The organism is Acinetobacter sp. YH12131 (genome assembly GCF_013418635.1).
GTDB lineage: Bacteria > Pseudomonadota > Gammaproteobacteria > Pseudomonadales > Moraxellaceae > Acinetobacter > Acinetobacter towneri.
The window spans coordinates 1-25,074 of record NZ_VPBQ01000002.1 but is presented as its reverse complement, the minus strand read 5'-3'; the positions used below and the strand labels follow the sequence as shown (position 1 = coordinate 25,074).

The 25,074-nt window shown below is 43.3% G+C and carries 13 protein-coding genes, 9 pseudogenes and 1 other annotated feature; of the genes and pseudogenes, 7 read left to right on the top strand and 15 right to left on the bottom strand.

What is annotated here, in order from left to right:
• The 3 genes and pseudogenes from FTU66_RS02795 to FTU66_RS13770 all read left to right on the top strand — a co-directional run.
• Positions 1 to 167: pseudogene (locus FTU66_RS02795) on the top strand (winged helix-turn-helix domain-containing protein); the annotation flags it as partial.
• On the top strand, positions 157 to 723 hold the full coding sequence (locus tag FTU66_RS13620) for an IS630 family transposase (RefSeq protein ID WP_121533679.1): 567 nt from the start codon (positions 157 to 159) through the stop codon (positions 721 to 723). The pseudogene FTU66_RS02795 and the gene FTU66_RS13620, both read left to right, overlap by 11 nt.
• A gap of 2 nt (positions 724 to 725) precedes the next feature.
• A pseudogene (locus FTU66_RS13770) lies at positions 726 to 899 on the top strand (IS5/IS1182 family transposase); the annotation flags it as partial.
• Positions 900 to 1,022: 123 nt separating this feature from the next.
• Here the strand turns inward: FTU66_RS13770 and FTU66_RS02780 are convergent.
• The 6 genes from FTU66_RS02780 to FTU66_RS02750 form a co-directional block, all read right to left on the bottom strand.
• Positions 1,023 to 2,213, bottom strand: coding sequence for an HlyD family type I secretion periplasmic adaptor subunit (locus tag FTU66_RS02780; protein WP_163120768.1), 1,191 nt, complete (start codon positions 2,211 to 2,213; stop codon positions 1,023 to 1,025).
• Entirely contained in the window at positions 2,210 to 4,339 is a 2,130-nt protein-coding gene (locus FTU66_RS02775) for a type I secretion system permease/ATPase (RefSeq protein WP_180112262.1), read from the bottom strand. Before FTU66_RS02775 ends, FTU66_RS02780 begins: the two co-directional genes overlap by 4 nt.
• Positions 4,336 to 5,850 carry a TolC family protein gene (locus FTU66_RS02770; protein ID WP_180112261.1) on the bottom strand — a complete coding sequence of 505 codons (1,515 nt, stop codon included), beginning with the start codon at positions 5,848 to 5,850 and terminating at the stop codon, positions 4,336 to 4,338. Before FTU66_RS02770 ends, FTU66_RS02775 begins: the two co-directional genes overlap by 4 nt.
• 125 nt (positions 5,851 to 5,975) lie before the next feature.
• Entirely contained in the window at positions 5,976 to 7,070 is a 1,095-nt protein-coding gene (locus FTU66_RS02765) for a BapA prefix-like domain-containing protein (RefSeq protein WP_180112260.1), read from the bottom strand.
• A gap of 215 nt (positions 7,071 to 7,285) precedes the next feature.
• Complete coding sequence (locus tag FTU66_RS02755) at positions 7,286 to 8,032, bottom strand: IS5 family transposase (protein WP_180053563.1); 747 nt, start codon at positions 8,030 to 8,032, stop codon at positions 7,286 to 7,288.
• A 66-nt stretch (positions 8,033 to 8,098) separates the two neighbouring features.
• On the bottom strand, positions 8,099 to 8,818 hold the full coding sequence (locus FTU66_RS02750; RefSeq protein WP_257222043.1) for an OmpA family protein: 720 nt from the start codon (positions 8,816 to 8,818) through the stop codon (positions 8,099 to 8,101).
• Positions 8,819 to 9,134: 316 nt separating this feature from the next.
• On the opposite strand from FTU66_RS02750, the pseudogene FTU66_RS13545 reads away from it, so the two are divergent.
• Positions 9,135 to 9,867, top strand: a pseudogene (locus FTU66_RS13545) (integrase core domain-containing protein).
• Positions 9,356 to 9,469: a sequence feature (AL1L pseudoknot), on the top strand. Its footprint overlaps the pseudogene before it by 114 nt.
• 40 nt (positions 9,868 to 9,907) lie before the next feature.
• Here the strand turns inward: FTU66_RS13545 and istA are convergent.
• A pseudogene (istA, locus tag FTU66_RS02735) lies at positions 9,908 to 10,585 on the bottom strand (IS21-like element ISAba8 family transposase); the annotation flags it as partial.
• Between the two features lie 180 nt (positions 10,586 to 10,765).
• On the bottom strand, positions 10,766 to 11,149 hold the full coding sequence (locus FTU66_RS02730; RefSeq protein ID WP_180112258.1) for a transposase: 384 nt from the start codon (positions 11,147 to 11,149) through the stop codon (positions 10,766 to 10,768).
• Positions 11,150 to 11,315: 166 nt separating this feature from the next.
• On the opposite strand from FTU66_RS02730, the pseudogene FTU66_RS02725 reads away from it, so the two are divergent.
• Positions 11,316 to 11,809 (top strand): annotated as a pseudogene (locus FTU66_RS02725) (ISNCY family transposase); the annotation flags it as partial.
• Positions 11,810 to 11,880: 71 nt separating this feature from the next.
• On the opposite strand, the gene FTU66_RS02720 reads toward FTU66_RS02725, so the two are convergent.
• Both FTU66_RS02720 and FTU66_RS02715 read right to left on the bottom strand, forming a co-directional pair.
• The gene (locus FTU66_RS02720; protein WP_257222042.1) at positions 11,881 to 14,958 is read right to left on the bottom strand and encodes an EAL domain-containing protein; all 3,078 of its coding nucleotides are present in this window, start codon (positions 14,956 to 14,958) and stop codon (positions 11,881 to 11,883) included.
• A gap of 57 nt (positions 14,959 to 15,015) precedes the next feature.
• Positions 15,016 to 15,741: pseudogene (locus FTU66_RS02715) on the bottom strand (IS30 family transposase); the annotation flags it as partial.
• Positions 15,742 to 15,957: 216 nt separating this feature from the next.
• Between FTU66_RS02715 and FTU66_RS02710 the strand changes: the two are divergent.
• A pseudogene (locus tag FTU66_RS02710) lies at positions 15,958 to 16,245 on the top strand (ATP/GTP-binding protein); the annotation flags it as partial.
• Between the two features lie 32 nt (positions 16,246 to 16,277).
• Here FTU66_RS02710 and FTU66_RS02705 read toward each other — a convergent pair.
• The 4 genes and pseudogenes from FTU66_RS02705 to FTU66_RS02690 all read right to left on the bottom strand — a co-directional run.
• Positions 16,278 to 17,504, bottom strand: coding sequence for an IS66 family transposase (locus FTU66_RS02705; protein WP_180112257.1), 1,227 nt, complete (start codon positions 17,502 to 17,504; stop codon positions 16,278 to 16,280).
• 74 nt (positions 17,505 to 17,578) lie between these two features.
• Positions 17,579 to 17,914 carry an IS66 family insertion sequence element accessory protein TnpB gene (gene tnpB / locus FTU66_RS02700; RefSeq protein ID WP_180112256.1) on the bottom strand — a complete coding sequence of 112 codons (336 nt, stop codon included), beginning with the start codon at positions 17,912 to 17,914 and terminating at the stop codon, positions 17,579 to 17,581.
• The gene (locus FTU66_RS13615; protein ID WP_228720344.1) at positions 17,911 to 18,249 is read right to left on the bottom strand and encodes an IS66 family insertion sequence element accessory protein TnpB; all 339 of its coding nucleotides are present in this window, start codon (positions 18,247 to 18,249) and stop codon (positions 17,911 to 17,913) included. Before FTU66_RS13615 ends, tnpB begins: the two co-directional genes overlap by 4 nt.
• A gap of 26 nt (positions 18,250 to 18,275) precedes the next feature.
• Positions 18,276 to 18,488, bottom strand: a pseudogene (locus FTU66_RS02690) (IS5/IS1182 family transposase); the annotation flags it as partial.
• Here FTU66_RS02690 and FTU66_RS02685 point away from each other — a divergent pair.
• Positions 18,489 to 18,950, top strand: a pseudogene (locus tag FTU66_RS02685) (IS982 family transposase); the annotation flags it as partial.
• 104 nt (positions 18,951 to 19,054) lie between these two features.
• Here FTU66_RS02685 and FTU66_RS02680 read toward each other — a convergent pair.
• Positions 19,055 to 25,021, bottom strand: coding sequence for an Ig-like domain-containing protein (locus tag FTU66_RS02680; RefSeq protein WP_218949282.1), 5,967 nt, complete (start codon positions 25,019 to 25,021; stop codon positions 19,055 to 19,057).
• Between the last annotated feature and the right edge of the window lie 53 nt (positions 25,022 to 25,074).

Sequence of the window (25,074 nt, the reverse complement as noted above, 5' to 3'; positions counted from 1 at the left end):
GGGTCAATACAAGTCCACTCAATGCAGAACAAATCCGAGTCAAACTACATGAAGAATACGAAGTGTCCGTGTCTGTTGAAACCATTCGTAAGTTTTTACGTGATTCAGGTATGGTCTTCAAGCGTACCCGTCATAGCTTGAAAAAAAAGAGATCCGATTGCATTTGAACAAGCAACACAGCAGATTGAAAAATTACGAGAGCAAGCGGCACGTGGTGAAATTATATTAGGTTATGTTGATGAAACAGGGTTTTCATCTACACCTGATAACCGCTATGCGTGGACAAAGATAGGTGATGTTCATGCGGTTGATGCAATAAGATTAAAACGAGTTAATGTCATGGGGTGTTTGCTTTCAACGGGGAAACTGGTGACAAGTTGTTTACAAGAGTCAGTTACAAGCACTTGGTTTTATGCCTATTTAACTGGAATAGCTCAACAAGTAAAACAGACTTATAACCTTCCATTGGTTCTTATTGTTGATAATGCCTCGATTCATAGAAGTAAAAAGATGGCTGATTACAGAGAGCTACTTAAAAGTAACTTTTCGACGAATTTGTATTTTATTCCAGCTTATAGCCCTGAGTTAAATCGAATCGAGATGGTATGGAAGCAGATGAAATATTATTGGCGAGATTTTCAAGTCATGACAGCTGATAAAATAGAGCAATGGGTGGAGAGAGTATCAAACCAATTCGGAAAAGAATACATGTTTACTTTTTAATGACAGCTTATCATCGCCGCAGTTTGGTGGAAACCAAGATGGATTGCATCAAATTATTAGGCGATAAATTAATGGCAAGAAGCTTTCCTAGTCAGGTGAATGAAATTCATGCACGTGTAGCAGTCCTCAACAGATTTACGGAATTAGGTCGACCACTTACCCAAGTTACGCCTTAAATTTGGCTCAATTAGGGGCGCTTTGCATTTCAAATCTTTGTGCAACAAAGCCGTATTCACATATAAAAAGCACAAAAACAAAATTATTTACACCCTCAAATTTATTTACAGGCTCACTCAAAACTATCTTTCTCTTAAAGCCTCTTGCGCTTTATTAAATGGTTTTATTAGATAATCTAAAATCGTTTTCTCCCCTGTTTTAATATCGACTGTTGCAACCATGCCAGGAGTAATACTGAATTGTTTGCCTGCTTTATTCATCAATTTTCCTGAATCCGTTCGAATATACACTCGATAATAAAATTGATCTTGCTTAACTTCATCTCTCAATGTGTCTGGTGAAATAATTGAAACTTTTCCTTTCAACCCACCATAAATAGAATAATCATAGGCAGTGATCTTCACGAGTGCATCTTGCCCAGGATGAATAAAAGCAATATCTCGCGGTGAAATACGTGCCTCAACCAAAAGTTGTTCATCCAGAGGAACAATTGTCATCAACTTGCCATTTTGAGAAATCACTCCGCCAATAGTCATAACATCAATTTCTTTAACAATTCCTCGTACAGGTGATTTAAAAAGAGTACGATTTAAAGAGTCTGATTTACCTTTTACGACTTGTAATTGCGTTTCGATATCTGTGTTGGCTTTTGCCAACTCTTCTCGAGCTTTTACCAAATATTGATTTCTCACATCATTCATTTGATTGCGCAAATCAGTTGCTTGGCGCTTGAGCCGCAATACTTCGACTTCACTAGCTGCACCTTTAGCTACTAATGGTTCAGTCATTTGTAGCTCCTGTTCAACTAAAATAAGTGCCTGTTGTAAACCTGACAAAGATTCTTCTATATTAGATCGTCGTGAATGATACAGTGCTGTTTCTTCTTCAACTAAACTTCGCTCTTTAAGTACTTCACTCGGAAACTTTAAAGCAGTTCCATTGACTTCTGCACGTAATCGCGCTGCTGTTGCTTGTGATGCCAGTAGTAAGGAAGCAGATTCACCAACATTTGATGCAAAGCGAGTTGGGTCAAGTTGGGCAAGTACCTGCCCTTCTTGTACGATTTGCCCTTCATGCACATAAAGCTTTGTTAAAATTCCACCTTCAAGAGACTGTACCACTTGTTCTTTAGATGAAGGAATGACTTTACCAGTACCAGTTGAAACCTCTTCAAGTTTAAAAAACCATGCCCAGATCAATAAAGCCAGAAGCCCCGAACAAATAATCCAAATAAATAGACTGGGTCTGGGCAATGGTGGTTCTAAATCTTGAACTTTTACAGCATCTTTTCTTTCTATAGGATTTCTAATCATGATGCTGTACTCGCTATATTGGTTTGAGTATTACCTAATACTTGCTCTTTAGGACCATCCATAACAATTTTTCCATCATGTACTACAATAATTCGATCCACCAACTCAAGTACTGCTCGACGATGGGTTGCAATGACTAACGTTCTTTGGCCCAACCAGCCTTTCAGGTTGTCAATCAATTGTTTTTCAGAAACGTCATCGATTGCGGCTGTCGGCTCATCAAGCAATAGAATATTTGGTTGACGAAGTAATAATCGTGATAAAAGTAAAGCTTGACGCTGGCCACCAGAAAAACCAACACCACCTTCTAAAATTTGATGATCTAAACCTTCTTTCTTATCTAATACAAAGTTTAATGCCCTAGTGAGCTTGAGCACATTTAAAAGCTCTTGGTCAGTCGCCAAAGGTGAGCCTAATGTTAAATTTTCACGTACAGAACCAAAAAACAAATGTGCATTCTGATTGAGTAAGCCCATATCTCGACGTACATCAGTTGGATCAATTAACCCCAAGTCAACCCCATCTAAATTGATTTTCCCTTGAACAGGTTCTTGCATCCCTGATAGCAACTGTAATAGCGTTGATTTACCTGCACCATTACGACCTAAAATCGCAATTTTCTCACCCGCTTGAATTTCAAGTTTAGGAATGATGAGAGTAGGTTTTGCATCGTTTTCACTATATTTGAAGACAATATTATTAAGTTCATAATGTCCATTCAAAACAGGTCTATGAATTAAATGTGCATTTGGTGCTTGGTCAACTGGTTTCTTCATAAGCTCATCTAAACTTGTCTTAGCAACTTTAGCTTGTTGAAAACGCCCTAGAACTCCTGAAATCTGTGCAATTGGTCCAAGCATACGCGATGATAAAATTGAACAAGCAACTAATGCACCTGTAGTCATTTCCCCTTTCATCACAGCAAAACATCCAACAAGGACGACAATCGCAAAAGTAAGCCCTTGCACTTTCTGAGTCCACGCCCCCACAATTCCAACTAATTTCCGCTGGCGCATTGAAATATCTGCAGCAGCTTCATTCATGTGATTCCATTGGTTCTGAAATCGAGATTCCGCTCGCAATAACTTAATATCTTCTATACCTTGAACAGCTTCCACCAGTGTTGCATTGCGAATAGCACCTTCACGCATTCCTTCAGATGCTAATTTTGCCAATGGCTTTTGAATCAAAATTCCAGGAATAATCATTAAAGGTACAACCAAAACCATTACCCAAAACAGATTGCCACCGATCAGCCAAAAAATTGCCAAAAACAAAAAGAAGAAAGGCAAATCTGCAATCGCTGAAATGGTTGTAGAAGTGACTAATTCACGAACACCTTCTAATTCACGTATTTGCGAAATAAACGTACCTGTGGATTTGGATCGCTCTTTATTTTTAATTCTTAAAGCATGACCAAATACCTTATCTGAGATTTTTAGATCTGCACGTTTTCCGATAATGTCTGATAAATAAATACGTGCAACTCGTAAACAAAATTCAAATATTGCTGCAATTAGTACACCACCAGCTAATACCCATAAAGTTGGAACAGACTGTGCAGGAATAACTCGATCATAAACATTCATAGAAAATAAAACTGTCGCCAAGGCAAGGATATTGGCCATTAATGATGCAAACATCACATCCAAATAGCGCTTCCAATCTCTTAGTACAATCGTCCAAAACCAGTTCTGCTCATATGGTTTAATATATTCATCAATACGGACATCAGGAATTGATTTCTCAGGTCTTAAAATATAAACATTGTTCACATTTTCTTTTAATAGCTCTACAGTAAGTACCTGTGCTAATCCCTGATCACCACTAAACTGAATATTTGCATTCCCATTGACATCGAGTTGATTCAATACGCCAACTTGTCCATCTTGCATTTGAATAAGAAGTGGTAAACGCCACGGATTCAAAATATCTTCACTAAATTCAGTTTTTCTTAGACTCATCCCGATCTGACGGCTCACCAAAATCAAAATATCATCAAGTGACTGGCTCGGATTCCAATCGAGTTGCAAGCGTAAACGCTCTTCAGATGGTTCGATACGATAATGTTTTGCAATTGCTAGAACGGCTTGAAGCCATGGCTGATAATTCATAGTTTTGCTCATGGTAAAATTTCAAACCCTTGAATAGAAGTATTATTTAGTTGATAAAATGCTCTTGAAGCACCAGTAACATAGATATACTGAATTAGGGCCGCGTAAATATCATATCTTGCATTTTCAATTTCCTGTGCGGCAGCATGAATTGCTTGTTCAGAATTCAATAAATCCACCACTGTGCGGGTGCCTAATTTATATTGTTCTTGATACAACTCTTTTGTCCGTGCCGTGGTTTCTTTTCTTAAAGCTAGAACATCCATTTGCTTTTGCTTATTTTCGACCTGTACACGAATGAGCTGTACCTGATCCAAAACATCTAAATAAACTGTGTTAACTGCTGCTTTTGCTGCTTCTTCCGCATAATTAGCAGAACGGAGTTTTGATCGGGCTGCCCCGCCTTGAAAAAAGTTGCTATTCGCTTCCACCATAATGGAGCTATAAAAACCATCATCTTCATTATTATTCGGATTTTTTCCATTCAAGGCCTGATTTAAACTGCCCTTAATATTAATTGTTGGATATGTACTTAGTTTCGTTTGTTCTTTTTGAAATTTGGCAATTTGTACTGCTGCCTGAGCTGCTATCATCTTAGGAATTTGAGTAAAGTTTGGGGCATTGTATAAACCCGCATTACGAATGATCGTATCTGGAATATGCATCTTCACATGAGAGACGTCATAGCCTAGTAGCATTTGTAACTTTTGCTGATATTGCTTTAATTGCGTTTCTTGTATGAGTAAATTTGATTGGGCCGCTTCTAAATTTGACTGTGCCTGAATCGGATCTGCCTGACTACTAATACCCGCTTTAGCCCGTAAATTAGCGATTTCTGCAATTCGAGCAATTCCTTTGATTTGTTGATTAGCAATACGAACGATTTCTTGATAACGGTTAATATTGACCATCGCATTCGCTGTTTGATATGCAATATCATCAATGCTATTTAATGTATTTGCTTGTTCTCGTAATAACTTCGCTTCTTCTATATTGATATCGCTTTTGATTTTTCCAAAATCATATAAAACCTGTGTCGCTGATAAACTGTAAAGCTGTCTTCCCCGTTCGCCAGTCGTTAAATCAGCTGTACTAATACCACCAGAGATTTGAGGAAAATATTGTGCTTTCGCCGCATCAATGTTTGCACCTTGGCCTGCAATAGTAGCAATACTCTGAGTGATTTCAGGTCGACGCTGTAGCGCTTGATGAATTGCATCAAAAAGTGTTAGCTCAGCTTCAGAGTTAATGCTTATTTTTTCCATACCTTTAAGTTGTTGTTGAATACCACTCAATTTGATAACTGGCAAAGTATCTTGCGCTGTCTGCTCACCCCATGAGTATTTACTTAGTTCTTGAATACTCACTTGATTCAAATCTGCAGGTTGCGACGAAAAAAACTGTTCGATGTTTGCTTTAGCTGAGTCTAAATAATTTTTTGGTTTTGCTGCATAAATAGGCATTATTGGTGCACAAAACGGAAGAAACAGCACAAGCCATATCTTTGATTTTATAAAATTCATGATTTAAGCATCTTGGTAAATTCATACCGTGGGAGTTTTTCAAATGCTGCATCATAGCATTAAATGAGTACTGTAATTGCAGCCATTTTCATTACAATTTTTATCTATCTTTATCCAAAATTAACTTAAGATAAATTCAAATTTAAAATGAATGAAAGGAGCGTTATGTTTGACACAGTGTCTTCACCTTCCGCTGCAGGAGTTACTTTGACAGTAATGCCGTTTTCAAGGTCTTCAGCTGTTAATGGACGGTTAACCAGTTCAGTGCCATCTTGATCTTTGATCACAACAGTATCACCAACGCTATAACCCGCATCTTTCGGGAAGGTTACTTTTGCATCAACTTTGCCATTCTCATCAACATCTGATGGGTTAATGACATCATCACCGCCATCTTGAATTTCAACAACTGGCGCACCTGTTAGGTCTTTTTCACCGTCACCGTCAACATCGCCCGGAACTACCAAGTCAACTGTTGAATTATCGCTGCCTTCTGGTGACGTATTGCCAGCTTTATCGGTCACTGTTGCGGTAACAACTGTATCTTTACCTTCCGCAGCAGGAGTTACTTCAACAGTAATACCATTGTTGTTAATGTCATCTTTGCTTGATGCTGTAACTTCAATTTCTTCTATTGAACCATCTGGATGAGTGATCGTAATCTTATCACCCTCTACAACTGGCTCGGTCGGCTTAACAGTCACTGTAACTTTGCCGTTGACAAGATCAGTTGGATTGATAACACCATCACCACCATCATTAATCTCAACAGTTGGTGCTGTAGGTGCTGTAGTATCTTTCGGTTCTTCATCCTTGTCATTGTGATCAATAATTGCTGCAGCGCCACCAACTACAGCAGCACCCACCAACCAAGGTAACAATCCAACGAGTTGACTGCTTTCAACAGCAGGCAATAATGCTTCTAATCCTGGAATGCCTTTAAAACCCGATACGCCATCAAACCAATATAGAACACACCCATCTTCTTCAAAAACCAAATCTGAAGCGACATCGTCATATGTTATAAAAAAATTCTCAATAACAACAACTTCACCATTTTTTAACTTAAGCACTAAGTTATTGCCATCACGGATAAATTCGTCGACGTCATCACGGCTCATTTTAGCATGAACAATAGAAGCTTCGGTTAATGTAATCTGTGTCGCATTTACTGTAGACTTATTTAATGAGTCTTTCTCAATTACAATAAAATTAGTCATATTTTTACCCAAAAAATTATATTCTTTTATCTTCTAAAACTTTAACTATTTAGTAATGCCTGTAATTTCGACAGTTACACGGCGGTCAGGCTAAACAAGCTTTGAGTTCTTCACGCTGTTTTACATCAAAACAACCATTCGTCACAGGTTGATTTTTGCCTGCACTAGACGTTGAAATATTAGGGTCTGTTGACATTTACTGTTCATAATTAAACCTATAAAGGTAGCCATAAAAATATACAGGCTAAGGCAACAGCACTTTGATAATTTCTTTTGAGCTTGTCATATCGGGTAGCTATTCCTCTAAATTGCTTTAATCTACAAAACATATTTTCAACTAAATGCCTGATTTTATATAAATACCAGTCCATATGATCATTGTTCGATTGGCTATTTATTTTCTTTGGTATATTCGCTTTTGTCCCTGTTTTTCTGATCTGTTCACGCAGTGGTTCTGAATCATAGCCTTTATCTGCGCAGACCACTTTTGTCTCTTTTAAGTCTAATGTTGATATTAAATCAGGTGCAACTTTGACATCATGTGTGGTTCCATCGGTAATCATGAAATCAATAGGATTGCCATTTGCATCAACAATCAAATGTATTTTTGAGGAGTTTCCTCCTACACTTTTAGAAATGGATTGATTCGCTATACCGGCAGAATGTTGATGAGCACGTACGTGAGAGCCATCAATAAAAATCCATTCCATATCGGGGCATGATGCTAATAATTTGAATAATCTAAGCAACTTACCACTGCTTGACCAACGATTAAAACGTTTGAAAATAGAGTTTGATTGACCGAAATAGGAAGGAATATCTCGCCACGGACAGCCTGTTCTAATTCTATAGAGAATAGCTTCAATAAAATTACGTAAGTTTGAGTTGTGATGAATAGATAAATTACGCAAAATAGTTTTCAACTTTTGCCAGTGTTGATCTGTCAGCATGGTACGAGGCATAGCGAATAGTAAAATTGGGTTTGGCGATTTGATTTTACTACTTCGCTATTTTTTAAGCTAAAAGTGTCAACACACCCTATTTTCAGATACACCGTTTTGAACCAACAGGTTGCGTACTGTGTCTGCACGGTTTTGCCCCAATTGATTGTTATAGCTATCACTTCCCAAACGATCTGTGTGACCAACTAAATTAATGCGGCTTACAGAAACGAAGTTGTTATGAATTTGCGAAGCAACATTCAAGACCTCTTGACGCCCCTTTGGCAGTAAATCATTCAAGGAAGAACCGTTAAATTTAAATAAAGTGTCCGCAGCTAAATCCACTCGTATTATCTGTTCCTGAGCAGCAACCTTGTGCTTCACCTCACAACTTAAAGGCTGACCATTATTGGAAATAAAAGGTTTACCGTTTATATTGACAGAGAGTACAAATTCATTGCTTGTTAGCTTTCCTACGTTTAAGTCAACATCACAACTTTGGCATGATTCTTCAGTACAGTTTTTTACTTTGAAATTATATGTTTCTGGTTTCAATGCATATTGAGCCGAATTATTTATATAAAAATTTCCAGCTTTAATACTGTCAATATAAAATTCAATCGGGCAATTTTGCTGTTCTGCTGTATCACCACCACAAAGCTTCTCATCTCGCTTTAATACAATAGGTTGATTATTTTCTTGCGTTTTTTTCTGAAAACGTAAATCTGATGGCTTCGTATATGGGCTTGATGTGCAAGCCGCTACCCCCAATGAAGCTACAACAGCTAAAAGTGACAATCTCAACATAACTATCCCTTGTGGACTTAGAACAATTTAAGGAACAATTTCAAGCACATTTCCTACACAAATATCTTTCCATGAATCTACTGAAAAATTATTATTGTGACGCAGTGCACATTTTAACATCTTTATATCAAAATAAATGTATATTTTGAACATTTATTTTTTGTGTCAACTGTATCACTTTATAGTTTTATTAGAAATACTTAACTAGATAGTGAACCGTACCGGGTTTGTCGGAGACTCAATATTCTGAGAGACTATTCCGATGAAAAAACCAAACTATACCCCCGAAATTTGAGAAAGAGCGGTTCAATTACTAATTGAATCTGAAAAAGATTATCCTTCTACTTGGGCAGCAATCACAGCTATTGCTCCTAAAATCGGTTGTACTCCTGAAACATTGCGTGTTTGGTATTTAAAGCATATGGATCAACTAAATCCTGCCAAAGTACAACAGATATCTGACCAAGAAAAAATGAAGCAAATGGAACGTGAAATTAAAGAATTAAAGCGTGCCAATGAAATTCTACGCAAAGCAGCCGCTTTTTTCGCCCAGGCGGAGCTCGACCGCCCTCACAAATAATGGTGGATTTTATCCATAATAAAGAGCTGTACGGAGTCGAGGCGATTTGTAGAATTTTACCGATCGCCCCTTCAACCTATTATCGGACTCTAGATCTCTGTGATGAGAAGCATTGCACGATCGAGGCATGCCAAAGAATGTGATTCATCATTCCGATAGAAGTGTTCAATATCTTTCTATTCGCTATACCAATCGTTTTGAAGCAGCAAATTTACGAGCATCAGTCGGTACAACGGGTGATTCATACGATAATGCTTTGGCTGAAACGGTGAATGGCTTATACAAAACAGAGGTGATTGAATATCTAAAAGCAGATTGGCAAGGTTTAGCACATGTACAACTTGCGACACTAAATTGGGTAGATTGGTTCAATAAAGAGCGTGTACATAGTGCACTAGATTATGTATCGCCTTTTGAGTTTGAAGCAATGTACTATGATAAGGTTAACACGTTAGGTCAGGTGGCCTAACTTAAATAAAAAAGTCTCCGACAAACCCAGTACGGTTCAGTGCACGGTAGGGCTTACATACGCGAGGACGAAAGCTGTATTTCTTGGCGCAGTCGAGCAGTTTGGGATTCCATTTATGCTGCCCCTCCTGATAGGCATCCCGTTCAATCATGATCGTTTTAGCGTTATCAAACAGGATTTCTTGAGGTACTCCTGCAAAGAACTGAAATACATTTTCTAGACCATCGATCCATGCATCCGTACGTTCATGATCATAAAATTTCACGAAAGTCGCTCTGGAATACCCTAATGTTGCGACAAAGGCTTTTAAAGTCGTGTTGTTGCGTCGAATTGTCGTGAAATCTACTTGCATTTGTTGGCCAGGTTGGGTTTCAAAACGAATGATCGGTTCTGGTTTAGCAACTGGTTTTAATGTTGCAAGATATTCCCTCAAGATCCTGATCTTTCCTGGATATCCCAACCTTAAAATTTCCTGGTAGAGCACAACAGCAGGAATCCATTCAGGATGAGCTGCGTTTACACGTTGGAGTAAATAGGGTTTGTATGGGTCAAGGATACTTATTCTAGGCTGTATACGCTGATACTGAGGTGTGGTGTTTTGCCGTAAATATTTACGTACGGTATTTCTGGACACCCCCAGTTCACGACTAATGGCTTTAATAGATTTACCTTGTTGATGAAGTATTTGGATTGTCACTGCTTGCTCCAAAGTTAACATGTTGAGCAGTCCAAAATGACCGCTATATTAACCAAGGGGGTCAGTTTTTAAATGCCATTAGGGGGTCATTTTTACACTGCCGCTAACAGCCAAAGGCTCTCACCACCTGAGCCATGACAGTATCCATTCCTGCTCGCATATCCATGGGCTGGGTAGAGAGCCAAATTTCATTGATACGGATCATGTTGCCAGTGCCTTGAGTAATTCTGCCAAGGCAGGTATTTCTGATGTCTGCCATTTTAGCTGAATATCATTATTCGTATGAGGCACGGTGATACACAACGTGATCCTCTCATCAATAGGTTGGCTGATTGCAGCAGTGTAAGGCAAAGCAATAAATGCTGGATTCACATGAGTAGGATCCTGCACGGCACCATCATGATGGCTGAAGATCCTGATCCAACGACTGACAAGGTTGGCATTAATACTATGTTGCAGTGCGACCGAAGCGATCGAGGTATTAGGATTTTTGCAGGCATTGACAATACTGAGTTTGAATTCTTTGCTGTATGTTCTGCGTTTTTTAGCAATAGGAGGTGTTGCTGAATATATATCCATGTTCATGGATTAAGTCCCCACTTGTTTTTAGGTGGGGACTAAATTAAGGCTTATAGGATCGCTTGGTAAGGCTGTGTTAGCCGGATGCTTACTAAAATGGCACAAGGCAAGTGAGTAGTAAGTGTCCATTCTTAATAAGAATTGGTATCCAAGTAGCTGTTGATTTTGCACCAAGCACTTGAAACGCCCGTATCAGCCTCGTTACAACCGGGATTGCTTTGGTGAACTGATTCAAATCGATAGCTCATACCATGACTGGTTTGATGGATGAGCCCCTAAATGCTGTCTACTGGTGTTTATCGATGATGCCACAGGAAAATTGCAGCATTTACGCTTCTGTGAGTCGGAATCAGCCTTTGACTATATGATTTCAACACGTTTGTATGTCGAACAGCATGGTAAGCCTTTAGCGTTTTACAGCGACAAACATTCAGTCTTCAGGGTGAATCAAAGCAGCAAGAAAGACACCAAGATTACGCAATTTGGGCGCGTACTCAGCACCCTGAATATCGATATTATCTTCGCCAACTCACCACAAGCCAAAGGCTGTGTAGAACGGGCGAATAGAACCCTTCAGGATCGTGATCAAAGAGATGCGCCTGGAAGGCATCTGTTCGATTGAGCAAGCGGAATGCCTGGCTGCCCTGCTTTATACAGCAATTTAACTAACTGTGCGAAATTCCCCATCTGTAATCTTTGATTTAGGTGGGGATAGATAGCACGACTTTGGGACTTACTCAGGTCTTTCTTGGTTTTGTATGTACTCTTGAAAGATAGTATTGCTCAAGCTCATCAATAGGCATCGGTTTGCCAAACAAATAGCCTTGATAATGGTAACAGCCTTGTTTTTCTAATATATCTCGTTGGGCTTCAGTTTCAACTCCCTCAGCAATTAAAGAAATTCCCAAAGTTTTAGCCAAAACAATAATCATTTTCACAATTTCGGCATCATTACTACTCACCACGATATCACGAACAAAACCTTGATCAATTTTCAACTGATCAATTGGAATACGTTGTAAATAAGCCAGAGAAGAATAACCAGTCCCAAAGTCATCTAGAGAAAATATCACTCCATAACGTTTAAGAATGGTCATTTTTTCAATAATATCTTCTATACGCATGACTAGGGCGCTTTCGGTAAGTTCAAGTTTGAGCAAGTGTGCCGGAGCTTGGGTACGCTCCAGAATTTCGAGTACGTCTTGAACAAACTCCTCACGCCTAAACTGACTTGCACTGACATTCACGGCGATGCTGAGATGAGCTGTTTTCGGGTGTTTAGCCCATTCTCCTAATTGCTGGCAGGCACTTTCTAGTACCCACTGACCCAGTGAAATCATAAAGCCATTTTCTTCTGCTATAGGGATAAAACGGGCAGGAGAAATCATTCCTTTAACTGGATGACGCCAACGTAACAAGGCTTCTACTCCTATCATCCGCTCTGCACCATTTACTTGTGGCTGGTAATACAACATAAGCTGATTTTTTTCCAACGCTTGACGCAAGCCGGCATCAATCTCGGCACGTTCCTCAACCTGAGATTGAATCCGTGGATCAAAGAAGCGATAGGTATTTCGGCCATAATTCTTTGCTTCAAACACTGCCATTTGGGCACGTTTAATTGGATCCTGTAGGTTTTCCTCTGCATCTTGACCAAACAGGCTAATCCCGATACTTGCTGAACTACGGTACTCAGAGTTAGTGAAAAAGTATGGTTGAGCGAGTTTTTGCAAAATATCTTTTGCAGTTTTTTCTGCTCGTTGGATAGCCTCCATCTCGGAGTTGCCAAGCTGATCAAGCAGTACCACAAACTCATCACTCATAAATCGAGCAACCATTTGATTTGCTTCTATGTATTCTGACAGGCGCGTTGCGACTTGCTCTAATAAGCGATCGCCAGTCTCATGACCTTCTGTATCATTCAATACTTTAAAGTGATCCAGATCAATGCACAGAAGTGCTCCCCACCATTTTTTATTTTCCGCTTCTTGTAGGCTCTGTTCAAGATGCTCGAGAAACAGGCTACGGTTAGGTAATTGGGTCAGAGAATCATAGAATGCAAGCAAACGTACTTTTTCTTCTGAAGCTTTGTAGGCAGAAATATCGGTAATAGAAGACACATAATGCGTCGTTTCGCCATTCCTATCACGTACAGCCGCAATCAAGATGTGCTGTGGATACAATTCTCCATTTTTACGCTTATTCCATATTTCACCTTGCCAAGATCCAGTGGTACGAATAAGCTCCCACATGGTGGCATAGAATTTTTTGTCGTGCCTGCCCGATTGAAAGATTTTTGGTGTATTACCGATCAACTCTTGCTGGCTATAACCGCTAATTTCTGTTAATGCACGATTGGTCCGTAAAATAACTCGCTGAGAATCTGTAATCATCATTCCAACCTGGGACTCAAATGCAGTTGCAGCGATACGCTGATTTTCTTCAGCTTTTTTACGTTCAGTAATATCACGTGCCGAGCAGAAGAAAACCTCTTCATTATCAAGATGCACTAGAACTGAACTGACTTCTACTGGATAACACTCACCTTGAGCATTCTGATAATAAGTTTCGAAGCGAATACCCTCTGGATTTAAAACACCTGTATTGATCAAATCTTGAAGATCTGTTTCATTATAGCCGTTATCCCAATAACTCAGCGTTTGTCCTACAACTAGTCGTGGAGTGCTGCCTATCATACGAAAAAACGAATCACTCCCTTCAATGAGCCGGCCTTGTCTATCTAGTATATGAATACCATCTTTAGCATTCTGCAACAGCATCTGACTACGACGATTACTTAATATATTGGCCCGGATTTGATACCAAACTAAGTATGTTGTAATCGCAGTAACTACAAGAAAGAGCAACCCAAACAAAATAGCTTTAATTAGTTCATGATACCATTGAGCCAGATAGTCTTCTTTTGCATAAGCAACAACAACAAAAACAGGCATAGTGCTTAATCTACGGAAGTGTCCCATACGTGGGACTTTATCTATTGTTTGTTGACTATAAATACTACCAAACTGTGCTCTGGAATGAACCAGTTGTGACAGTTCTGGTGGTGCACTTACAAAACCCACTAGGCCTTTCGGAGTTTGGAGCACGGGATTGCGGGCGATAATTCGCATATTCAGGTCTTGCACCAACAGCACCCCTTTAGGGCCTACATCCAGATCTGCAATCAGATGATTAAAGTAACTAGCAGGTAATGTAGAGACGATCATACCTGCAAAAGTTCCATCCGGCTGGTTGTAACGTCGTGCAAATAGATGAACCCAGCCTTGACCATTAGGATCTCTTATTAGTTTCGTAACAAACAGTTGATCTTTATCATTCTGTTGAACATCTTTAAAAAAACGATAGTTGGCGTAATTCCAAGTCTCATTACTAATATCACTATCGCCAAATTGGACTTGACCTTTGATATCGGTGATATGAATTCGTGTAACAGAACCGATCCAGTCTTTTTGTTTTTGAATAAAGCTAGAAATATCTCTATCATTTATTTGTTTTTTTTCACGTAATTCTTTTTCTACATAAGCTTGTAACGTATGTAAAGATAAATCAATTTCTTTTGAGCTACTGCTAATTCTTTTTTCGAGAAGTAAAGTTAAATTTTCTATATGAATTCTAACTTCAGCTTCTTCGCGCTCATGTGAAGTATATAAGGTATAAGCAAATAAACTAATCATGAAAATATTCACGATTACGAATGCTAAAAAAAGAAAGATAAAAATTGATTTGTTTTTTGACAACATATTCGCTCTGTAAGATATAAGTTCTCTTTGCGCTGCCAATGCAACACCCCCCAAGATTCAATCTTTTAAGCAACAAATTAGATTACAAATCACTTAAAATATAAGGCGGATTCAAGCGGCAAGTACAACAGTATAAAAACCACCCATAACTTCACTCGGTGTAAGCCAACCTAGTGTTTTTCTAGAACAATGGTTGAGTGCAAATTCTATCTGCTCTATTTGTTCGTTTGACACGTCATCAAACGATGATGATTTTGGCAGATATTGACGGATTAAACCATTCGTATTTTCATTCCTTGCTCGTTGAATAGACTTGTAAGGATCAGCAAAATACGTCTCTATGCCAACATCAGTAATTCTTTTGTGTTCGGAAAATTCTTTGCCATTATCAAATGTCACACTATAAGCATGGCTCATTTGTAAACGATCTAATGCACAAGTAATCGTTTGAGAGGATGCTCTCGTTGGCCCTAAATGAACAATATGTACATACAGGATCTTTCGATCAACGAGAGTCAATAAAGCACCTTTATGATGTTTACCAATCACCGTGTCACCTTCGAAATCTCCTAAACGTTGTCGTTGATCAATGACCTGGTCTCGGCAGTGAATACTTGTTTTATCAATGATTTGCCCCCTACGATCCGTGTTTTTGTAACCGCGTTTTCGATATTTCTTCTGAAGCCTTAAGTGTAGATAAAGTTTACCGCCTTTTGATTTATCTTGATAAATGTACTGGTAAATCCACTCATGTGAAGGTACATCCAGCCAACCGCGTTGTGTTAAAGCACCTGAAATTTGTTCTGGTGACCAGTCCAAGTTAATCAAATAATCAATTCATAATTCACAATTTATTCACACTTATACTCCTACGCTTACCGCCTGGTATTTGAAAATATTTTAAATGGTTATGGTTACTGTAATCATGTAATGATCCAACCATAATTAAAAATATTGACATAAGTACTAAATTACACTTGGCAGCTTTAAGCTTAAAACTACGCGATAGATTTTATACGACACCTATCAAAGCTTGAAGAAAAAGGTATCTATATGATTTTTCAGCAATATAAGATTGTTTTTGGCGGGAGTATGGGGGCTGGAAAATCAGCCGCGATCAAGGCACTTTCCGACATTCCGGTCATAGAAACCGAAGCAATCAATACAGATATCGAGAGACACAGTAAATATTCCACTACAGTCGGAATCGACTACGGTGAAATCGTGCTGGAAGATGAGACTAAAATTGGACTTTATGGCACCCCCGGTCAGGATCGTTTTGATTTTATGTGGAAGATTGTCTGTAAAGGTGCAATGGGCATTGCTATTTTAATTGATCATTGTAAGCGTCCGCTGAACCCCATGCCTATTTTTTAATTTGAGTTGGATTTCCAGCGATGTGGCAGTAATTCTTCTATTTGGGTCGCTTTATGCGTCGGCAGCCTTTTCTGAATCAGCACTAATGCCTGTTCAGCGACCTGACTTTTCCCAGTTACATGCAGTTCATGGAATTTACGACGCGCATGCGCCATGCAGCCCACCTCAATGACCTGACCTGATTTAAAGCGTGCTTTATAACCGCTGTAATCATCACAGACCAGATGGCCCTGCCAGTCTTTCAGGAACGCTTCAGCATGCTGACCTGAACGACTATCCTGAAAGTCATAGATCACGGCTTGAACTGGATTGTACTGTGTAGTGGCATAGGCCCAGACATAACCTTTCTTCGGTTTTTTATCATTCTCACCCATCCGCATGATGGTGACCGGCGTTTCATCGGCATGGATCACCCGCTGTTGCAACACCACCTGTTTTAAGGCATTGGCCAGAGGTTCCAGTTCCACACCGCAGCGACCAATCCAGTCAGATAACGTGGATCTGGACAGATCAATGCCAGCCCGCTGATAGATCAGGCGCTGACGGTACAGCGGCAAATGATCGGCATACTTCGATACCAGCACATGGCTGAGCAGTTCAGGACTGGCAATACCTTTATCAATCACATAGGCGGGCATCGCTTGCTGAGTCAGGGTGTCGCACTGATCACAGACCCATTTGCCACGCACATACTGTTCCTTATAGAACTGTGCCGGTCTGAAATGCAGTTTTTCACTGATATCTTCGCCGATACGACGTAACTGGCAGCCACAACTGCATTGGGTTGATGCAGGTTCATGCTCAATACGGATGGTGTGTAGATGATCTGGCAGCAGTCGACGTTTAGGTTTGTTGACTGTGGCTTTCTGTGTCGCTGCATGGGTTTTATCTGCATTTAATCGTTCTAATTCCAGATCAACGGCTGCGATATCTTCTTCGACCGCCTCATCCCACAGATGGATTTGTTTTGCGGTGAGATGTTCGTTTTTACTGCCGAATTTATGCTGTTTAAACAGCGCCAGTTCATGCTCGTATTTTTGATTGAGAATAGAAAGATGCTGAACTTTAGAATCTAATTGCTGATTGGTGACTTCAAGATGTTGAACTTTGGCATCTAATTGCTGGTTTGATTGTGCTAGAGACTGATGCTGCATCGCCAACTGCCGGGTAAATTCCAGCAGTTGTTCATGGGTCAGTTGGCTTAAGTCAGGCAGCGTATTCATGACCGCAGTATGCCTGAGGTCATGAAGAGAATGAAATAGAACGTTTGGAGAATAGCAGAATAGCCGAGCTTGGTTTAGAGCATTGTTACCACCTGCTGTCGTCCAATGCGCTGCCAGGGCAAACCTTGGATCAGTGCCTGTAACTGTTCCGGGTTGAGGGCCACGGTTTCACCTTGGTGAACTTGAGCCCAGTGAAATTTACCCTGTTCCAAACGCCGGGCACACAGCCAGATGCCCAGTCCATCATGTACCAACACTTTCATACGATGACCACGTTTATTACAGAACAGGTAGGCGCAATGCGGTTTGATGTAGCCAAAGGCTCTCACCACCTGAGCCATGGTCGTATCCATACCTGCACGCATGTCCATGGGCTGAGTAGACAACCAGATTTCATCAATGCGGATCATGTTGCCAGTGCCTTGAGTAATTCTGCCAAGGCAGGTATTTCTGATGTCTGCCATTTTAGCTGAATATCATTATTCGTATGAGGCACGGTGATACACAACGTGATCCTCTCATCAATAGGTTGGCTGATTGCAGCAGTGTAAGGCAAAGCAATAAATGCTGGATTCACATGAGTAGGATCCTGCACGGCACCCTCATGATGGCTGAAGATCCTGATCCAACGACTGACAAGGTTGGCATTAATACTACGTTGCAGTGCGACCGAAGCGATCGAGGTATTAGGATTTTTGCAGGCATTGACAATACTGAGTGGCTTTGTTGCACAAAGATTTGAAATGCAAAGCGCCCCTAATTGAGCCAAATTTAAGGCGTAACTTGGGTAAGTGGTCGACCTAATTCCGTAAATCTGTTGAGGACTGCTACACGTGCATGAATTTCATTCACCTGACTAGGAAAGCTTCTTGCCATTAATTTATCGCCTAATAATTTGATGCAATGCATCTTGGTTTCCACCAAACTGCGGCGATGATAGCCTGACCATTTTTTCCATAATGTCCTGCCTAAACGTTTAACTGACAGGAAAAATATTATGGGTTTAAAGGGCATATCGTGATTAATTTATCAGGGATGATTACGAACTATACTTTTGCTCCAGCAAATTGTGATGAAAGAGATGTTGCACCTGAAATTACACAAAACATTTATGGTTTATTGGGAGCGGATAAGGGATATATAAGACCTGAATTAAAACAATATTTTAGGCATCAATATTTAGACTTACAAACACCTTATAGACGAAATATGGTTGATCTAAGACCAAAAGAATCAATCAGAATATTGATGAATGCTCGAAGGCAAATTGAAACTGTTATCGGTCAGTTGACTGACCGATTCAACATTCAAAAAGTAAGGGCAAAAGATCTGTGGCATTTAACACATCGAATTGTTCGTAAGATTCTTTCACATACTCTTTCAGTTATTCTAAATATGAAATTAGGGAATCCTCCTATACAGCTTGAAACCATAATTAAAAGTTGAGATTGGCGTATCTAATTTAAAAATATAAGTTTGAAATAATTTTTAACAATGAAAAAGACAAGAAAGCGACATATTTGATATGTCGCTTTCTTTAAAGACTCAGATTAACCAATAATGATTTGGTTATTAATTAAATCCTGTAATTCCAATGCGGTCTTACCTTCAATAATTAACAAATCAGCCCAATCATGAGTTGTACCACTCGTTCTATTAGCAACACCATCACGGTCAATTTTCAATACGGCATCGCCATTACCATCATCTTCAACTTTGATGTAGTTAGCAATATCCGATTGATCTACTGAAAGTAGACCTCCGAAGAACCCAGCACCAAACTCAATTTTGTCATTGGCTTCGTAATCGACCCATGTGTCTGTACCATTACCACCTGTCGCATCGGCAGCATTTAAGACCGCATAAATCGCTGTGTCTGAACCAGAACCACCAATCAAGGTATCGTTGCCTGAACCACCATTGAGGATGTCACTTCCTGCACCGCCGTTTAAGCTGTCATTCTCGAGACCACTCATCAGCAGATCTTCACCGAACGAATCGGCAACGAAGCTTTCGGCAGATGCACCCCTGCCAGCGATGTTCTGAGGTGGGGTCAGGGTGATATTGTCGACCTGCAAGGTAAGATTGCCCCGCGATGAATAGTCCGCAACCGTGAACACCAGCCGGTAGGTGCCTGCCTCATCGATTGTCCGAGTAATGGACTGGTTGATCAGATTGGTGTTGCTGGAGAAGTTGTGCGTACCACTGGCCCCTGTCACATTACTCCAAGTCCCATCATTGACATCCTGCTTTTGCAACTGGTAACTGACCGAATCACCACTCCGTACCTCACTCGTCCACTGGCTGAACGTCAGAGTACTGCCAGCATGATTGACAGTAAAAGCAGCGCTGGTGGCTATGGCATTATTTCCACCATTGTTGCTTGAATCATCAATCACCAGTCGCCCATCACTATTAATCGCCACCGTTCCCTCTGTAACAGTCCACGCCGAGGTATTGCCCAGCACGCCACCGCTGAACGCACCCAACACGACAGGCTCGACCGCATGCACCTGCACCACTAGGCTGCCAGTGGTGCTGGCGGTGCTGGAGGGATTACCCACTTCGGTGGTGATGGCCTCCACCTGCAACGTTACCGCACCAGTGCTAGCATTGATCGGCGGGGTGTAAGTCAGCGTAGCCTTGTTCCAGCTCTGAACATCCACTTGCGTGTTGCCACTTGTGGCGGTGAAGCTGTTGCTGCCATCGCTGAGCTTCGCACCCACTGGGATGTTCTTGACCCACACCGCCAAAGTTTCGGAGCCATCGGTATCCACCAGACCTGCAGCAATGCTGGAAATCTTGATGGCAGTACCAGCCTCGCCTTCATTGGCACCATAGGCCTTGTAATAGCCGTAGCGACCGGTACCGTTGCTCAGACTGCCCAGTTCACCCCCTGCCGCCTCAATCGCTGCCACATTTGTAAACAGTTGCGCAGACGTCGTCGACAGCACGGCGGCTGGGTTCAACCCTTCTTTAAACAAGATGCTATAGCCACCAGGCCCAGATTGGTTATGCACATAGATATCCAATGTGTAGTAACCACTGGCAGAGGGCGTAAACGTGCCTTGAAACTTACCGGATCCACTAGAGCCATCAGGACTGGTACTACTAATGCCCCAACGCCCCGAAGCCACAGTGATACCACCGACCACGATGGCAGCGCTGTCATCGGCAGTGCCACCAAAGGTATATGACTTGCCTGCTTCCAGATAGATCAGGCCGGACATCTTGTCACCTGCGTTAGCAGTCAATCCGTTGGAGATGTTGACATTGGCATTGGTAACTGTGGTGCTGGTGCCACCGGAGGCAGCAGCAAAACCGACCAGCAAGTCTGTTTCAGACACACCATTGCCACCAGTGCCACCAATATTCAAACCCGTATAAGTGGTCCGTATGAGTCCATTGTCCACTGGCGACTCGACCGTCGGCGACGTTAAGGTCAACGTGGGCGCGTCGGCCACCGGCGTGACGTTGATCGTCGTGGTGTTATTAACTGTCTGCCCGAAGTTATCCTTGGAAACCACCGCCAAAGTATCGCTACCACTCCAGTGAGTATTACCTTGGTAGGTCAAGGTCTGCAAGGTCGCGTTGATCGCCGCCTCGCTGCCGACCAGGGTCAGGGTACCGCTACCGTTGCTACCGGCACTGATGGAAGCCCCAGTTTGCAACGTCACTTTCATGACACCATTGCCCACGCTGAGCTGCACGCTGGCGAGGTTGGTGTCAGCCACCTGAACCGTCGACAGGCTCAACGTCGTGTCTTCATTGACTGTCTGCGCCACAGGTACCGTGTTGACAGGCGCGCGGGTATCCACGGTCATGCCGACCACGTTGCCTGCCAAGCCGGCATTGCCCGCTGCATCGGCGTAACTGCCCGCCGCAAGCGTCACCGAGGCAGCACCTTCGTAACCCGCTGTCGGGGCGAACGTGGCCGTCCAGACCAGCGGGCTGACCTGCTGCAGGTTCGAGACCGTGCCACCGGTTGTGGTGATGTCGCCCACGACAAAGCCCTGCGGCGCTTCATTGAAGGTGAAGGTGACCATGACGGTCTCCGCGCCAGTCAGGTTCACATCGTCTACACTGACACTCACCGTCGGCGGGGTACCGTCCACGGTGAACACAAATGGCGCGGATGCTAGGCCTGTCGAGTTGGAATCCGAGTTGTAGGCACGCGCCACCACTTCGACCGAACCATCGCCGAGGGTGCCGGTGGTGGTGAGCAGGGCGAGCCGTTCCGAGGTGATGGTCCAGGTCCAAACTCCGCTCGCACTTTCAGGCACTTCGATACGGATCGGGCCGAGGCCACGTACGGTGACCCAGATTTCGTCCACCTCGTCGCCACCGGCTGCATCCAAGTCAATCGTACCGCGAATGCTACCCTGCCTATCGTTGGTCAGTCCATTGTATCCAACATCCCCAGTGTCACCGCTTCCGCCTACACCATTAGAACCAGTAACAGAATCTACATAGGCAACCACTATCGGTGTTGGCAGATTCTCTGGTGCCGGAGTTACGGTTCCACTGTCACTGGTACCAGTATTGCCCGCCTTGTCGGTGACATGAACCTTAAGAAGATCCGAGTTGTAGTCAATAGGCAAGGCCTGATTAAGCGCTACATTGATCTGTAAATATTGCCCGTAACCAGGAGCCAGACTACCAACTATACCCTCGCCATAGAACTCACCGTCATAGTACACCTCGACCTTGTCGCCAATATCGGCATGGGTTTGCTTGGCGTTAGTCAGGTCACCAGACACGAGTGCGGTGACATGACCAAATCCAGTGCTTTCCGGTGCAACATAATCAACATGGGTCGCCTGCGGAGCATAAGTATCAGCCACGAAGGTGTACTTTTCAGACACCTCGCTGACGTGTCCAGTAACGGTATCAACTAGCTTGACCTGCAGATAGATTTCATCGTCGCCGCGCAACTGGTCGGCCCACCAGATTTTCTGCAACACTTCACGTAACTGCTCGGGACTGATCGTCCATTGGCCGCCACTGACCGTGACCACCACATCTGCACCGTTAGGATAACTAACATTACCGTAATTCACATCACCATTATCATCGGTGCTTTGCTTATTTGTGTACAGGCGGAGGGTGACCTGACCATCGGGCGCGTCCACCGTGCCGGTGATGCGACCCATAACGTCATTGCTGTAGGTCACCGAGCTATCGGTGATTGTGGTCGTCTGCGACGTAGTGCCATCGACCGTGTACTCCAGCTTGATCGAAGTACCAGCATCATAAGGCTCGAAGGTGTAGCGACCATCGGCATACACGGTGATCGCACCTTTATCGGTTAGTTCCAAAGTCTGACCGATGCTAACGGACCGACCGTCGATGGTCACGTTAGTAACCACACTGCTGCCATCTGATGCAGTTCCTTCCAGTTGGCCTTCTACCTCGGAGCTGTTGATCTTGTTTTCATCCTTCAACGCCACGGTGGTGGCAGTGACGGTGGTCAGTGTCGTCGGGTACATGTCGTGAATCGACACCTGCACCTGGTACTGCTTGCCGTCGCTGCCGGTGACGGTGAGCTGATCATTCAGCGGTGCTTTGCTGGCGTCAAGCGCACCCGCCAGATTCGGGTTGAGTTCATAGCTCCATATGCCGGTGGTGGTGTCGAAGGTAAAGGTGCCGTAGGTACCGTTCAGCATAGTCGTCTCTGTGAAATCTGTCAGCGTTTCTCCATAGCGACCCAATACACTGCCCGAGACCGTAGTACTGCTATCATGCGCAGTCTGTGCACTGGTAGTGCCCTGCACATAGTCAATATTGTCGTGATAGCCAGTAATGACCGGCGACGGCGGCGCGGCAACCGTGTAGGCCTGATCATCGCTCGCGCTATTGCCTGCGGCATCGCTGACGGTAGCTGTGGCGGTGCCATCCTTCAACGTTGCAGCCTTCGCTGGGCTGACGTTCGCTGTCCAATCGCCATCAGCATTGACCGTACCAGTGACGCTGACCGGATGATTGTCGGCATCGAGAATAAGATTACCACTGGCATCTTTAAAGGTCACGATGACTTCGGCACCCGTCAGCACGCCAGAAGCCGTACCAGCAACAGTAAAGCCCTCAGTGGTCTTCTCATCCCATTCGACGATGTTATTATCATCCGCTACTGAAGTGATGGTGATGATCGGCGCTTCCGTGTCCACCGTGACCGGACGGGTCGCCTGCGTTGCAGGGTTGCCCGCCGCATCGGAAACATCCGCCGTCACGATCAGCCCGCCTTGCGGCAACGCCGTCACATTCGCCCGAGGCACATCCAGCGTCCAGGCATTGTTCGTCACTTCAGCCGTATAGGTCTCGCCATTGAGGGTGACCTTTACCAACTGGCCATTTTCCACGCCTATCGTGGTGCCACTGATGGTCAAGTCTTGCAGGGATTCAGCCGCGTTGATCACGTCATCACTGGCCAGCGGGCCGGTGATGGTGATCGTTGGTGCGATGGTGTCGATACTGACGTTGCCATTGCCCTCGCCGCCCGCGTTGCCTGCTTGGTCGTGGTAGCTCCCAGCAGTAATCGTCAACGACACCGTCGTTTCGGTGTTTGCAGCTGCGGTGACTGTACCCGTCCAGGTGAGTCCGCCATCGCTCGTGCTCAGCGTATCGAGCGTGAGATTGGCTGGATTACCTAGCAAAGCCAGAACCTCCGCCGCCGACAGTGCATTGCCTGCAGAATCATACGGCACTTCGGTAAACTTAATGGTCAACTCGCCGGAATTGGTCTCACCAACACCATTTAGCACACTTGGATCCACCGTGATCTTCACTGCGGGAGGTGTTTTGTCTACAATAATCGTGTGCAGATCCTGTGCGTAATTATCTGCGCTGTCGGTCACGCTTGCAGTGATCTGCGGAGAACCTGTGAGTAAAGCCACATCTTCAGCAGGCACCATCACGCTCCAGTTCCCGCTCGTATCGACGATTTCGAATTTATAAGACTTGCCACCGATCTGAACTGTGACGACCTGCCCCACCTCTGCATCAGTCGTACCACTGATCACCAGAAGCTTACCAGATTCAGTTTCGTTGATCACATCGTCAACAGCCAGCGGGCCGGTGATGGTTATTGTAGCTTCCGTATCCACCGAATAGGTATGGTCGGTACTGCCCGTACCCACATTGCCAGCTGCATCCGCAGTACTTACGCTGGCGGTAATGGACGTAGTAGTAGCCAAAATACCCCCAGGCACATCAATACTGAAGCGCAAGATGCCGTTGTCATCATAGACCTTGCCGGTGAAGGTCTTGCCATTCACGGCCAGCGTGACGATGTCATCCACCTTCGCATCATCCCCCACCGTACCTGTCATCGGCACGTTGTCGCGCTCGGATTCGGACTTGTTGATTACGTTGTCGCCAGTGATGGGTTCCAAGGTAATGGTGGGTCTCGGCAATGCTGTCACCGACGGATCGACGTTGGCAGCCGTGCCGTTCACCTCGCCGTCACTCGGAGTGAGCGTGAATGCAGGCAGATCCTCACCCTTGTTGACTAGGGCCAAGCCAGCCTCAGTCAACACCACCGTGTTGCCATCCAGCTTGTAGTTGGTGGTGT